The organism is Mesorhizobium sp. WSM4828 (assembly GCF_055811175.1).
The window spans coordinates 13,571-26,368 of record NZ_JBVVQK010000014.1; the positions used below are offsets into that span (position 1 = coordinate 13,571).

Below are 12,798 nucleotides of genomic sequence, written 5' to 3' on the forward strand. Positions count from 1 at the left end.
TGAAGAATGAAACTCTACCGCTTTCTGTCCGGCCCGGACGACGCCAGCTTCTGCCACAAGGTGACGGCGGCGCTCAACAAGGGCTGGCACCTGTTCGGCTCGCCGACCTATGCCTATGACAAGGAGGCCAAGACCATGCGCTGCGCCCAGGCGGTGGTGAAGGACATCGAGGGCCAGGAATACGGCCCCGACACCAAGCTCAGCGACTGGTAGGCTTTGCAAAAGCGCCGAAGCAGGGTGTGTTGAGATTCAGGTCAGGCCGCGCCGAGAATGGTGGATTCCGAGAACCGGAGCGGAGCGTACTTTTGGGTACGTGAGCACCGGAAGCGCAGGAAACCGCCGTTCGCAGGCCGGCATCACCTGAATATCAGCACATCCTACTCCGCTGCCTCTTCGATCTTCTCCATATCGTCGTCCGACAGGCCGAAATGGTGGCCGATCTCGTGGATCAGCACATGGGTGACGATGTCGCCCAGCGTTTCCTCGTTCTCGGCCCAGTAGTCGAGGATGGCGCGGCGATAGAGCGTGATGCGGTTCGGCCCCTCGCCGGTCTGCGGATTCCAGCGCTCGGCGATGCCGCGCCCCTCGAACAGGCCGAGCAGGTCGAAGGGCGTTTCCAGCGAAAGGTCGTCCATGATCTCGTCGGTCGGGAATTCGGCGATCTGAATGACGATCTCGCCGGTCAGCTTGCGAAACTCCTCGGGCAGATGGGCATAGGCCTCCAGCGCCAGGAGCTCGATTTCCTCCATCGTTGGCGAAAGCTGGTCGTGCCAGATGCGTGTTTGGTAGATGCGAGCCATGCTTTGTCCTTTGATCCCGGCATATAGGCTTTCAGGCCGGACTCGGCAAATGATCGGACTGGAGCGCCCGTGTCATGCCCCAACTACAGGAATAAATTCTCCATGACTCCGCTTGACTCTTCGGGCGGCCTCTGGAATCTATAGGAACATAACAGGAACAATTGTGAGTGGAAGCTGACCGTCATGGCGACAAGCGCCGTGGCGCGGGAGACTGTTTTTGCCCTGCGCCGCCAGATCGCGAAGATCGAAGGGACCTTGCCCGAACGCCTGGAGGCGCCGGCCGGTTCGTCGTTTGACGCGGATGTCCCTCGTCAGAGTCCGGCACCCTCTCGGCATCCGGCACCCGCTCGGAATCTGACCATTGTCCGCCGCGGCCTCGCCGTGGCGCCGCCCGATGCGTTTTTGCGCACCGGCGCCGAGCGCCTCGATGCTGCGCTGAGCGGCGGCCTGCCGAAGGCGGCGCTGAGCGAGTTTCATGGCGCCGCGACCCGCGATGCCGGGGCCGTCGCCGGTTTTGCCTTGTCGCTCGTCAGCCTGATCCTCAGTCAGGGGCCGCGACTGCCGGTGCTGTGGATCGGCACATCCGAGGTTTTCCGCGAGGCCGGCTTTCCCTATGCCCGGGGGCTTCACGCCTTCTTCGGCATCGAGCCGGAGCAATTGCTGTTTTCCGAGGCGCCAAGGCTACCCGATGCGCTGTGGGTCGCCGAGGAGGCTGCCAGGATGACGGCGCTGGCCGCTGTCATCCTCGAAATCCGCGGCAGCCCGCAGCGGCTGGACCTCACCGCGACGCGGCGGCTGCACGCCCGGGCGCAGAGTGCCGGCCGGCCGCTGTTCCTGCTGCGCCAGGCCGGCGAGCCCGAGCCGACGGCAGCACCGGTCCGCCTCGTCCTGTCGCCGGCACCGGCGGCAGCGCGCGAGACGCTCGCCGGCCCGCTCGCCGGCTCGATCGGCCGGCCCGCCTTCACCGTCACCATCGGCAAGAGCCGCACGGCCTTGCCCGGAAAATTCACACTGGAGTGGAACCCCGATGAACGCATATTCGAAGAAAGACGGGGCGAGGAAAGAAGGTCTCAGGAATGGACCCCAGAACGGCCAAAGAGTCCTGTCCCTGTGGTTTCCGCATCTCGCCGCCGAGAGGATCCTGCGGCAGCGTCTGGGGCGGTCCTGGCGTTCCCGGCCGTCGGATCACCTGCCGCCATCTCACCCACCGCTCGTGATCAGCCATCGCCAAGGGAACACCCAGCGCATCGCCGCCCTCGACGAGCGGGGCGAGGCGCTTAATCTGAAGCGCGGCATGGGCATAGCCGATGCGCGCGCCATGCATCCCTCGATCGACATCGTGGAGGCCGATCCGGAGGCCGACCGGCGCCTGCTCGAAGGCCTCGCCGACTGGTGCGACCGCTATACCCCGCTGGTGGCGCTCGACGGGACCGACGGCCTCTATCTCGACGTCACCGGCTGCACCCATCTTTTCGGCGGCGAACGCTCGATGCTGGACGATATCCTGTCGCGTTTTTTCCATCAGGGCTTCGATGTCCGCGCCGGGCTTGCCGCCACGCCTGGTGCTGCCTGGGCGGCGGCGCGGTTTGCCGGCGACCGCATCGTTCCCGATGGCGAGGAGGAAGCGCTTCTCGCGCCCTTGCCGCTGGCGGCGCTGCGCATCGGCCCGGAGGTCCGCGCCAGCCTCGAAAGCGTCGGCCTGCGCACGGCGGGCGCCGTCATGGCAGCACCGCGCGCGCCGCTGGCCCGCCGCTTCGGCGCATCGCTGCTCTTGCGCCTCGACCAGGCGCTCGGCCGCCTTGAGGAGGCCGTGTCGCCGCGCCTGCCGGTGGCACCGCTTTCGGTCGAGCGTCACCTTGCCGAGCCGATCATGCTGACCGAGGACATCGAGCGGCTGACCGGCATGCTGGCGACCACCTTGAAGAGCGACCTCGAGCGTCGCGGCGAGGGCGCAAGGCGGCTGGCGCTGCTGCTTTTCCGCGTCGATGGCGGCGTCAGCCGCATCGCCGTCGGCACCTCGCGGCCTCTGCGCGAGCCGCGGCTGATCCAGAAATTGTTCCACGAAAGGCTTGCCGCGCTCGAACAGGATATCGACGCCGGCTATGGCTTCGATCTCGTGCGCCTTTCGGTGCTGACTGTCGCCGCCTTCGACATGCAGCAGGCCGACCTTGCCGGCGAGACGAACGACGACGGTGCCGATATCGCGCTTTTTGCCGACCGCATTCGCGCCCGGCTCGGCGAAGGCGCGGTCTTGAAGCCGGTCGCCGTCGAGAGCCATTTGCCGGAGCGCGCCGTCGCCACCCTTCCCTTCACGGAGGCGCCGCAGAGAAGCTCGCCGCCGAAGCAGCCCGACAAGGCGAAGGACGCTCCTTCGACCGTCTTCCAGCCGGAACGACCGATCCGGCTTTTCCGTTCGCCCGAGCCGATCGAGGTGCCGGCCACTGAAATGCCGGAAGGCCCGCCTTTGAACTTCCGCTGGCGGCGCGCGCTCTATCGGGTCGCGCGCGCCGAAGGGCCGGAGCGCATCGCGCCTGAATGGTGGCGAGGGGCGGCGGGACGAGAAGATGCCCCAACCCGGGATTATTTCCGCATCGAGGATGCCGACGGCCGCCGTTACTGGCTCTATCGCCAGGGCCTTTACGGCGCCTCGCAGCCCTCGCCGCGCTGGTTCATGCATGGGATCTTCGCATGAATGCGCTGACGGCCATCCCTTATGCCGAATTCGGCATCCAGTCGAACTTCTCGTTCCTGCGCGGCGCCTCGAAACCGGAGGAGCTGGTGGTGGCGGCAAAATTCCTGAGGTTTTCGGCGATCGGTCTCGCCGACCGCAACACGGTGGCGGGCGTGGTGCGCGCCTGGCAGCAGGCCAAGGTGGAGAGTGTTTCCTATCATCCCGGCTGCCGCCTGGTTTTTTGCGACGGCACGCCGGACATCCTCGCTTATCCGCAAGACCGCAAGGGCTGGGGTCATCTCTGCCGCATGCTGACGCAGGCCAATCTGCGTGACGAAAACGAAAAAGGGGCGACGCTCCTCAAACAGAGCGATCTTCTCGAATGGGGCGATCTCCTGTCGCTGGCCATCCTGCCGGATCTATCGGCGGGGGCGAGCGATAGCCTCGCTTTGATTAGCCGGCTCCGGGATCGCTTCGGTGAAAACCTGCGGCTGGCGGTTTCGCCGGATTACCGCGGCAACGACCGCTTCCGTATCGAGCAGGCGGCGGTGATGGCGGAGCTGGCCGGCATCCCGCTGATGGCGACCAACGATGTGCTCTACCATACGTCGGAACGGCGCCCGCTGCAGGACGTGCTGACGGCGATTCGCCTCAATGTGCCTGTCGCCGAGGTGGGGCTGGAGCTGGCGGCCAATGCCGAACGTCACTTAAAGCCGCCGGTGGAGATGGCACGGCTTTTCCGCAGACATCCGCAAGCGCTGGCGGAAACGCTGCGTTTTGCCGGCGAGCTGACCTTCTCGCTCAGTGACCTGCAATACAACTATCCCGACGAGCCGACGGAATCGGGCCTCGGGCCGCAGGCCGAGCTGGAAAGGCTGGCCAAGGAGGGTGCCGCCATCCGCTACCCCTCGGGCGTGCCGGCTTTTGTGACGCAGCGCATCGAGGAGGAGCTCGCCCTGATCGAGCGCCTGAACTACGCGCGCTATTTCCTGACTGTCCACGACATCGTCAAATTCGCTCGCAGCCAGAACATTCTCTGCCAGGGGCGCGGCTCCGCCGCCAACTCGATCGTCTGCTTCTGCATCGGCATCACCGAAGTGGGCCCGGACAAGATCGACACGCTTTTCGAGCGCTTCATTTCCGAGGAAAGAAACGAACCGCCCGACATCGACGTCGATTTCGAGCATGAAAAGCGCGAGGAGGTCATCCAGTATATCTATTCCAAATACAGCACCAAGCGCACCGCGCTGGCCGCCGCCGTCGTCAGCTACCGGGGCCGCTCGGCGATGCGCGAAGTGGCCAAGGCGATGGGCCTGTCGGACGACGTCCGGGGCGCGCTGTCCAGTTCGATCTGGGGCTGGTCGACCTCGGAGCTCGGTGAAAAGGAGACAAAGGCCGGCGGCCTCGATCAGACCGATCCATCGACAAGGCATGTGATCGAATGCGCCAACGAGATCATGGGCTTTCCCCGTCATTTGTCGCAGCATGTCGGCGGTTTCGTCATCACCAGGGACCGGCTCGACGAGATCGTACCCATCGTCAAGACGGCGATGGACGAGCGCAAGATGGTCGAGTGGGACAAGGATGATCTAGACGCGGTGAAAATCCTTAAAGTGGACGTACTGGCGCTCGGCATGCTGACCTGCCTGCAACGCGCCTTCACCCTGCTCCGGGAGCATTATCCGGAAGCGCGGGACGCGTACGGCCGGCCTTATGTGTTGGCCACTCTGCCGGCCGAGGACAAACATGTCTACGACATGATCTGCCGCGCCGATACGATCGGCGTCTTCCAGATCGAATCGCGCGCGCAGATGTCGATGCTGCCGCGGCTGCGGCCGAAAAGCTTCTACGACCTCGTCATCGAGGTGGCAATCGTGCGGCCCGGCCCCATCCAGGGCGACATGGTCCACCCCTATCTGCGCCGGCGGCAAGGCAAGGAAAAACCCGAATATCCCAAGCCGGAACTGGAAAAAATACTCGGCAGGACGCTGGGCGTGCCGTTGTTCCAGGAGCAGGCGATGAAGATCGCCATCGTCGCCGGTGGCTTCAGGCCGGGCGAGGCCGATGAACTGCGCCGCGCCATGGCGACATTCAAGCGCACCGGCACGATCGGCAATTACCGCAAGAGAATGGTCGACGGCATGGTCGCCAAGGGCTACGAAAAAGACTTCGCCGAGCGCTGCTTCAAGCAGATCGAGGGTTTTGGCGAATACGGCTTTCCCGAAAGCCACGCCGCCTCCTTCGCCCTGCTGGTCTATGCCTCCTGCTGGTTCAAGACCTTCTATCCCGACGTGTTCTGCGCCGCGATCCTGAATTCCCAGCCGATGGGTTTTTACCAGCCGGCCCAGCTTGTCCGCGACGCGCATGACCACGGTGTCGAGATCCGCGAGGTCGACGTCAATTTTTCCGGCTGGGATTGCGCCTTGGAGCAATCGCCTTTCGATCCGGGTCGTATCCTTGACCGCCATGCCCAGATGCGCGGCGTCGTCCGGACCAACCATGCCGTCCGGCTTGGCTTTCGCCAGGTCAAGGGCCTGTCGAAGGAGCGCATGGAAGCGTTTGTGTCGAGGCGCGGCGCCGGCTATGCATCCGTGCGCGACGTCTGGCTGCGCTCGGGCCTCAACGTCGACGAGATCGAGAAACTGGCACAGGCCGATGCTTTCCGCTCGCTTGGATTGAACCGTCGCGACGCTCTATGGGCGGTCCGCGCACTCGACGGCAAGAGTGCCGCCGAAAAGCTGCCGCTGTTCGATCAGCCGGCGATCCGCTTGCGCGATCTCGAGCCAGAGACCAGGCTCCCGACAATGCCGCTCGGCGAGCACGTCGTCCACGATTACCGCTCGCTTGGCCTGTCGCTGAAGGCGCACCCGGTCGCCTTCCTGCGTCAAAGGCTGGATCGTTCCGGCGTCACGCCCAATGCGCGGCTCGGCCAGGTGCGGGACGGCCGGCGCGTTTCGGTCGCCGGCCTCGTGCTGGTGCGGCAGCGGCCGGGCAATGGCAAGGCGATTTTCCTGACGCTGGAGGACGAGAATGCGGTCGCCAACATCATTTTCTGGGAAAGGACTTTTGACCGCTTCCGCCCCATCGTCATGGGCGCGCGTCTCATCCGCGTCACCGGCAAGCTGCAATCGGAATCGGACGTCATCCATATCGTCGCCGAGAAGGTCGAGGATCTGACGCCGTGGCTGTCGGTGCTGCTGGAAGAGGCAGGACCTGCGGATGAGCCTTCGAGCCGTGCAGACGAGGTTCGGCCGGGCAGCATCGCGCAAACGGAACTATTGGGAAAGGCGGAGAAGGTCATGCCCAAGGGACGCAATTTTCAATAGGCCCGCTGTCTTCGTCAGAGCGCTGCTGCGGTGCTGAACTTTGATGCCGGCGGGACAGAGGGGGGTGCGAAAGATCGCTACAGACCGGCCTTATCCCGTTCCACCCAGGCGCGGCGGCGGTGGCATTGCATCGTCTATGGCGATGACGCGCGCCTCCGATGGCAGCATGATCGGAATGCCGTCCCGCACCGGATAGGCAAGCTTTGCCACCCGCGAGATAAGCTCGCCGCGCTCCGGATCCCAGGCAAGCGGCCCCTTGGTCAGCGGACAGGCCAGCAGTTCCAGCAGCTTGGGATCGACAGTCCTGTTCCCGTCACGTCCATCCGCCATTCGATCCATCCTTCCACAAGGGAACTGCTTCAGGTTTCGAGCGCGGCCTCCCCTTCTCCCCTTGTGGGAGAAGGTGGCCGAGCGTAGCTCGGTCGGATGAGGGGTGTTCCTGCCTGGCACCGACGGCACTCCGTCCAGCACCCCTCAACCGTCTCGGCGCTGCGCGCCGATCCACCTTCTCCCACAAGGGGAGAAGGCAAGAGCCTACTGCAAACTCGAACCGAAATCCTCATTGTCTCGCGCCAGCGCCATTTCGGTGATGGCGATCAGCGTTTCGGCGCGTGTCTTCAGATCGGCCGCTTCGAGCAGCGCCTGCTTCTCGGCCGGCCCGTAGGGCGCCATCATCGACAGCGCGTTGACCAGCATGGCGTTTTCGGCGCGGCTGACGCTTTCCCAGTCGGCCTCCAGATCGTTGGCCTGCAGATAGGCGCGAAACGCTTTGAGCAGCGCCGGCCGGTCGATCTCGGCGTCTGCCTGCTCTTCGTCGAGATCGGCGAGAAAAGGTGCCAACCGGCACTGGCGGAACGGCGTTTTGACCGTGAGCTCCTGGACAATGCGGAACCGGCACACGCCCTGCAGCGAAATCAGGTAACGGCCGTCGCCGCTCTCGGACAGCGCAATGATGCGCCCGGCACAGCCGACACTGCACAGCTCCGGCTCGCCGTCGGGACGCAGCGCACCGTCGAGGCTGGGCTGGATCATGCCGATCAGCCGCGGCCCGGCGATCGCTTCGTCGACCATCTGCAGATAGCGCGGCTCGAAGATGTTGAGCGGCATGCGGCCTCCAGGCAGCAGCAATGCGCCCTCGAGCGGAAAGATCGGCATGGTCGATGGTAAGTCCGCAGCGAGTCGGTAATGCGCGTTTCCCGCCTGCACCTCAATCCTCCGATCGCTTTGTCAGGAAGCGCACCAAATCCGTCTCCTCCCGGCCGGCACAAGGCGCAACACCGGAAATCTGAAATCGAACGCCGTCCGAAAACCTAATCTGGCGCAGCTGCCGCCCACCGCAAGCCCGCGCGACAAAACAGTCTGCGCCGGCTCAGGAAAACAGCAGCGACGACAATTTGCGCCGTGCCGACAGCGTTGCTTCGTCGGTCATGCCCCATGCCTCGAAGAGCTGCAGCAACTGGGTTCTGGCGCCGTCGTCGTTCCACGAGCGGTCGGCCTTGATGATCGCCAGCAGATTGTCGGCCGCCGCCATGCGATCACCCTTGGCGTTCTGGATCATGGCAAGCTCGAACCGTGCCTGGTGATCCCCGGGATTTTCGGCCAGCCGCCGTTCCAGTTCTGCCGGATTGCCCAGTTCCGCGGCTTGCGCGGCGAGCGCCATTTTGGCCCGCAGCGCGGCGAGCTGGGGCGCATCCTTCTTCGCTTCCGGCGCCCGCGCCAGCACCGCCTCGGCACCTTCGGCATCGCCGGCCTCGAACAGCAGATCGCCCAAGCCGGCGATCGCCTCGATCGTCTCCGGCGCCTGTTCCAGGATCGCATCGTAAATGTCGGCCGCTGTCTGCACATCCCCGGCGTCGCGCGCCTCGGCAGCCGCGGCCAGCGCTTCGGCCACTTGCGGCGCGCCACCGTTCTTGCCGCCGACCTTCTGGATGAATTGCGTGATCTGGCTCTCGGGAATGGCGCCCATGAAGCCGTCGACCGGCTGGCCGTCCTTGAAGGCAATGACCGCCGGTATCGACTGGATGCCAAGCTGGCCGGCGATCGACGGATGGTCGTCGATGTTCATCTTGACCAGCTTGACCTTGCCGCCGGCGGCATTCACCGCCTTCTCCAGCAGCGGCGTCAATTGCTTGCAGGGGCCGCACCACGGCGCCCAGAAATCGACCAGCACCGTCTGGCGACGCGATTCCTGGATGACGTCGGCGGCAAATCCAGCGGTCGTTGTGTCCTTGATGACGTCGGCCGGCGCCTCCGCAAGCGCGACCTTCTCACGCGCGGCATCGGTGCCGCCATATTGCACGGTGGTGGCATACTGGCCGCCATTGCTGCCAAACGGGCCGCCAAAGGGGTTGCTATCGCTCATCTCGTCGCCTTTCGGTCGCGCCGCCGGCCAACGGGAGGGCGCAACATCCTTCTTTAGAACCCGGTTTCAGTCACCCATGTGGCGATCATGCCGAGACTTTCAAGATAACAGCATCATGTCCGGTTGCCTCGACGAATTTGACCAGGTCCACGGCAGCGATGGAAGTCGTCGCTTCGTTCGTCAGCGGATGGGCATTGACCACCGCATGGCTCATCAACTCCTCGTCCAAAACGACCTTGACCCTTCGCTCGGTGTCGTTGATCAGCCCGAACACCGTGACCGCGCCCGGGACGACGCCGAGAAGCTCCATCAGCATCTCCGGCCGGCCGAAGGACACGCGGCCGGCAGCGCCGATCAGATGGTGGATCTGCTTGAGATCGACCACCGCCTCCTCGTCGACGCTGACCAGGAAGAAATTGTCCTTCTTGTCCTTGAGGAACAGGTTCTTGGTGTGGCCACCGGCAATCTCGCCGCGCAGCGCCTGCGAATCGGCGACCGTGAACAGCGGCGGATGGCGCCGGGTCGATACCTCGATCCCGAGTCCTGAGAGAAAGGCGAAAAGTTCGGCTTCGGTCTTCGGCATCGGTCTTCTTCTGATGGCCCGCTTCAACGGCTTGTTCGGCTAACGCCGTTTACGGCCAATGATGCGGCCAAGACAAGCCCGTCGCGCAAGGCGGGGGTGATTGCCTTGCGAGGTCTCGCGGGAGGGCTTGTCCGCATTGCCGGCGAAGCAAAAAGCCTGCGAATTCCCTGTTGCAATCGCCGCGCTCTTCAGCCATATAGGCGCGGCTTGCGGCCCAAAAAGCCGCGCGAGCGGGTGTAGCTCAGGGGTAGAGCACAACCTTGCCAAGGTTGGGGTCGAGCGTTCGAATCGCTTCACCCGCTCCAGTTTTCTATCGGAAATCAAGTGATTAAGAGGCGCCTTTCGGGGCGCCTTTTGCTTATGTGCCTTGGCGGTGGGGCGGTGGCAAGCGGGAGCATTGACGGAGTAGGGGGCACGTTCGACCCGCCCGGCCAGCGCCACCAAGGTATCAACGAGGTGCGCGGCATCAACAGCGTCGTCTACGACGTGACGTGCAAACCGCCAGGCACCATCGAGTGGGAGTGAAGGGAAACGGCGGCAGTAGGGTGTCTCCGCAGCGATTTTCGCTGCCGCGCAGTTGCCGTTCCAGTCCGAATCTCACTCCCGGCGGGGCGTATAGAACATAAGATAACGCCGTTATTCATCGAAGAGCGTCCGTTCGTTCGCCGCGTCGTATTTGCGGAGGTCGCCTCTCATCCGGTCCCGCCACCGCTCCATGAATGTCAGAGTTTCGGGCGCATGAAGATGAGCAGAGAGGGATGCTTGATCTCTCCACCGCTCTGCGACGAGCAGACGCCCGGCGGCACGATCATCCACGACAACAGCGTAGAACAGGCCCCCGTCACGCTGCTTGGCAGTGTGCGCAAGCGCCTCGATATCGGTGACGAACTCGGCCACCGCGGATGGTTCGACGTGGACATATCCGGTCACGATAAGCATCGTTTTTTCCCCTGAGCCTTCCCCATCCTTTCGATTATGCAACGGTCAGGACGATCTTTCCCTGGATGTTCCCGCGAGCGGCGCGCTCGTGTGCTTTTGCCGCCTCGGCGAGGGGGAACGTGCTGTCAATGACGATGCGGACGGTGCCATCGTCCAGCAGGCGAGAGGCTTGCGCTAGTTGTGCGCCATTCGAACGGACCTGCGTGGTCGAAACCGTGATACCACGTGTTTCGGCTTCGTCGTGGCCGGTAAAGCCAAGCGGGTACACCGGTAGCAGGGCACCACCCCGCTTCAAGGTGCGGAGGAAGCGGCCGGTGTTCGGACCGCCGACGGCATCAAGGACGAGATCAACATCGCGCACGACCTCGTCGGCCGACGTTCTGGTGTAATCGATGAATTGATCGATGCCGAGGTCGCCCATCAGACCCCGATTCTTGCCCGATGCCACGGCAATGACACGCGCACCCTTCCATTTTGCGAGTTGCACGGCCAAGTGCCCGACGCCACCTCCGGCGCCGTTGACGAGAACCGTCTTGCCCTCAAGGGGCACCGGCACATGCGTGAACGATTGGAACGGGTTGGGTTCGTCGTGACCCAACTCGATCAGGAACTGCCAGGCGGTAAGCAGCGACATGGGCGCGCCGGCCGCATGGACATGATTGATGTTGGCTGGTTTCCGCGCCAGCTGCGAAGCTGGCACGCTGACATACTCGGCATAGGCTTTGCTGCCTTCCATGACATGCTCTGGGAAACGCACCATGGCGTAGACTTCGTCGCCGACGCCAACGCCCCGCACGTCGCTGGCGACAGCCTCGACAACGCCCGACATGTCCGATCCGAGGATCAGCGGAAAGGCGGGATAAGGTTGCCACTCCGGAGGGAGCGACCGGTAGCCATCCCGCAGATACCAGTCCGGCGGATTGAGGCCGACCGCGTGGACCCGGACCAGAACCTCACCCGGCGTCGCAGCGGGGCGGGGCGCATTCTCGTAGCGCAATAAGTCTGGACCGCCGAACTCGTGCAGACGGACTGCTTTCATCACATCGCTCATCATCACGCCGTTAGGTGTGTCCAAGGTTGAACGTGATGTAGTCAAATCGTACAAGATTGATAATTGTGCTCGAATTCGCTTTAGTAATTCCATGAGGGAACAAATAGCACTTGAAAGGCTAACGGGGCTGATCGCCTTTGCCCGTGTCGGGTCGATGGGCAGCTTCACCGCGGCCGCCCGATCCTTGTCGATTTCGCCCTCAGCTATCAGCAAAAGCATCCAGCGGCTGGAGCAGAACCTGGGCATATCCCTCATTACCCGCACGACCCGCTCGCTGACCCTCACACCAGAAGGGCGCGACCTGCATGAGCGCGCGCTTAGGCTGCTGCGCGAAGCAGAGGAGATCGAGCAGATGGCGACGATGGCGCGCTCGGAACCGTCAGGCACTCTGCGGATCGCCACCTCACTGCCGATCGGCATCCATATGATCGCACCCACACTGCCGAGTTTTCGCCGGCTGCACCCCAAGGTCGCAGTCGACCTTCGCTTGAGCGACCAGTTCGTCGATATCATTGAAGAGCGAATCGACATTGCGGTGCGGATCGGCGATCTCGCTGACTCGCGGCTGTTGTCGCGCCAGTTCGCACCGCATTGGCTCTGCTGCTTCGCGTCGCCAGCCTATCTGGCCGCACGGGGCACTCCTTTGCATCCGGACGAACTGGAAGGACACGACACTGTGACCCTGCGCTATCAAAGCAGCGGCCAAGTGTTGCGCTGGCCTTTCCGTGTCGGCGATCGCGAAATCGAAATCATGCCTCCATCCGGCATTGTCGTGGATGCGAGCGAAGCTCTGATCGCAACGCTGGTTGCAGGCGGCGGCATCGGCATCAGCGCAAACTTCATAGCGGCGCCCCATGTCGCGCGCAGCGAATTGGTGCCGGTGCTTTCCAACCATGCGGTCGAGCGGCACAATATCACGGCGGTCTGGCCGGAGAGCCGGCGCGCCAATCCCGCTGTGCGCGCCTTCCTCGACCTGTTGCAGGGTGTGTCGAGAAACAGGTGAAGGTCACGGCCAGCATTCCCCCTGAAGACACCGGGCAGGAGAAACTCAAGGGACGCTCAGCCG

At 63.8% G+C, this 12,798-nt stretch carries 12 protein-coding genes, 1 tRNA gene and 1 pseudogene; 7 read left to right on the forward strand and 7 right to left on the reverse strand.

The window, feature by feature from the left end; translation table 11 throughout:
• Positions 1-6: 6 nt before the first annotated feature.
• Positions 7-213 (forward strand): DUF1737 domain-containing protein, encoded by a 207-nt coding sequence (locus AC0L2X_RS17420; protein ID WP_352491692.1) that lies wholly within the window; start codon positions 7-9, stop codon positions 211-213.
• Positions 214-377: 164 nt separating this feature from the next.
• Here the strand turns inward: AC0L2X_RS17420 and AC0L2X_RS17425 are convergent, their stop codons facing one another.
• On the reverse strand, positions 378-800 hold the full coding sequence (locus AC0L2X_RS17425; RefSeq protein ID WP_023721935.1) for a metallopeptidase family protein: 423 nt from the start codon (positions 798-800) through the stop codon (positions 378-380).
• Between the two features lie 183 nt (positions 801-983).
• On the opposite strand from AC0L2X_RS17425, the gene AC0L2X_RS17430 reads away from it, so the two are divergent.
• From AC0L2X_RS17430 to AC0L2X_RS17440, 3 genes are read left to right on the forward strand one after another with little or no spacing between them, the layout of a single operon-like run.
• Positions 984-2,081 (forward strand): ImuA family protein, encoded by a 1,098-nt coding sequence (locus tag AC0L2X_RS17430; protein WP_352566675.1) that lies wholly within the window; start codon positions 984-986, stop codon positions 2,079-2,081.
• Positions 2,014-3,492 carry a DUF6504 family protein gene (locus AC0L2X_RS17435; protein WP_473600060.1) on the forward strand — a complete coding sequence of 493 codons (1,479 nt, stop codon included), beginning with the start codon at positions 2,014-2,016 and terminating at the stop codon, positions 3,490-3,492. The genes AC0L2X_RS17430 and AC0L2X_RS17435 overlap by 68 nt, the downstream gene beginning before the upstream one ends.
• Complete coding sequence (locus AC0L2X_RS17440) at positions 3,489-6,797, forward strand: error-prone DNA polymerase (protein ID WP_473600061.1); 3,309 nt, start codon at positions 3,489-3,491, stop codon at positions 6,795-6,797. Before AC0L2X_RS17435 ends, AC0L2X_RS17440 begins: the two co-directional genes overlap by 4 nt.
• Before the next feature lie 90 nt (positions 6,798-6,887).
• On the opposite strand, the gene AC0L2X_RS17445 is transcribed toward AC0L2X_RS17440, so the two are convergent.
• The 4 genes from AC0L2X_RS17445 to AC0L2X_RS17460 form a co-directional block, all read right to left on the reverse strand.
• Positions 6,888-7,127: a Trm112 family protein gene (locus tag AC0L2X_RS17445; RefSeq protein ID WP_352491696.1), complete on the reverse strand. Its 240-nt coding sequence runs from the start codon at positions 7,125-7,127 to the stop codon at positions 6,888-6,890.
• A 204-nt stretch (positions 7,128-7,331) separates the two neighbouring features.
• The gene (locus tag AC0L2X_RS17450) at positions 7,332-8,003 is read right to left on the reverse strand and encodes an LON peptidase substrate-binding domain-containing protein (RefSeq protein ID WP_473553808.1); all 672 of its coding nucleotides are present in this window, start codon (positions 8,001-8,003) and stop codon (positions 7,332-7,334) included.
• A 163-nt stretch (positions 8,004-8,166) separates the two neighbouring features.
• Positions 8,167-9,159 (reverse strand): thioredoxin, encoded by a 993-nt coding sequence (trxA, locus tag AC0L2X_RS17455; protein ID WP_473600062.1) that lies wholly within the window; start codon positions 9,157-9,159, stop codon positions 8,167-8,169.
• 85 nt (positions 9,160-9,244) lie between these two features.
• Positions 9,245-9,742: a prolyl-tRNA synthetase associated domain-containing protein gene (locus tag AC0L2X_RS17460; RefSeq protein ID WP_473600063.1), complete on the reverse strand. Its 498-nt coding sequence runs from the start codon at positions 9,740-9,742 to the stop codon at positions 9,245-9,247.
• Between the two features lie 230 nt (positions 9,743-9,972).
• Between AC0L2X_RS17460 and AC0L2X_RS17465 the strand changes: the two genes are divergently transcribed.
• A tRNA-Gly gene (locus tag AC0L2X_RS17465) sits at positions 9,973-10,047 on the forward strand.
• A 70-nt stretch (positions 10,048-10,117) separates the two neighbouring features.
• Positions 10,118-10,267: pseudogene (locus AC0L2X_RS17470) on the forward strand (GMP synthase (glutamine-hydrolyzing)); the annotation flags it as partial.
• 111 nt (positions 10,268-10,378) lie between these two features.
• On the opposite strand, the gene AC0L2X_RS17475 reads toward AC0L2X_RS17470, so the two are convergent.
• Both AC0L2X_RS17475 and AC0L2X_RS17480 read right to left on the reverse strand, forming a co-directional pair.
• The gene (locus tag AC0L2X_RS17475; protein WP_352491699.1) at positions 10,379-10,681 is read right to left on the reverse strand and encodes a putative quinol monooxygenase; all 303 of its coding nucleotides are present in this window, start codon (positions 10,679-10,681) and stop codon (positions 10,379-10,381) included.
• A 34-nt stretch (positions 10,682-10,715) separates the two neighbouring features.
• Positions 10,716-11,735 (reverse strand): NADP-dependent oxidoreductase, encoded by a 1,020-nt coding sequence (locus AC0L2X_RS17480; protein ID WP_473600134.1) that lies wholly within the window; start codon positions 11,733-11,735, stop codon positions 10,716-10,718.
• Between the two features lie 88 nt (positions 11,736-11,823).
• On the opposite strand from AC0L2X_RS17480, the gene AC0L2X_RS17485 reads away from it, so the two are divergent.
• Positions 11,824-12,735: a LysR family transcriptional regulator gene (locus tag AC0L2X_RS17485; RefSeq protein ID WP_352491741.1), complete on the forward strand. Its 912-nt coding sequence runs from the start codon at positions 11,824-11,826 to the stop codon at positions 12,733-12,735.
• Positions 12,736-12,798 lie beyond the last annotated feature (63 nt).

Bases quoted from the DNA above. Each gene is read 5' to 3' on its own strand.
- trxA (WP_473600062.1), bottom strand. From the start codon at position 9,159: ATGAGCGATAGCAACCCCTTTGGCGGCCCGTTTGGCAGCAATGGCGGC.
- AC0L2X_RS17445 (WP_352491696.1), bottom strand. From the start codon at position 7,127: ATGGCGGATGGACGTGACGGGAACAGGACTGTCGATCCCAAGCTGCTG.
- AC0L2X_RS17485 (WP_352491741.1), top strand. From the start codon at position 11,824: ATGAGGGAACAAATAGCACTTGAAAGGCTAACGGGGCTGATCGCCTTT.
- AC0L2X_RS17440 (WP_473600061.1), top strand. From the start codon at position 3,489: ATGAATGCGCTGACGGCCATCCCTTATGCCGAATTCGGCATCCAGTCG.
- AC0L2X_RS17430 (WP_352566675.1), top strand. From the start codon at position 984: ATGGCGACAAGCGCCGTGGCGCGGGAGACTGTTTTTGCCCTGCGCCGC.
- AC0L2X_RS17460 (WP_473600063.1), bottom strand. From the start codon at position 9,742: ATGCCGAAGACCGAAGCCGAACTTTTCGCCTTTCTCTCAGGACTCGGG.
- AC0L2X_RS17420 (WP_352491692.1), top strand. From the start codon at position 7: ATGAAACTCTACCGCTTTCTGTCCGGCCCGGACGACGCCAGCTTCTGC.
- AC0L2X_RS17480 (WP_473600134.1), bottom strand. From the start codon at position 11,735: ATGATGAGCGATGTGATGAAAGCAGTCCGTCTGCACGAGTTCGGCGGT.
- AC0L2X_RS17475 (WP_352491699.1), bottom strand. From the start codon at position 10,681: ATGCTTATCGTGACCGGATATGTCCACGTCGAACCATCCGCGGTGGCC.
- AC0L2X_RS17425 (WP_023721935.1), bottom strand. From the start codon at position 800: ATGGCTCGCATCTACCAAACACGCATCTGGCACGACCAGCTTTCGCCA.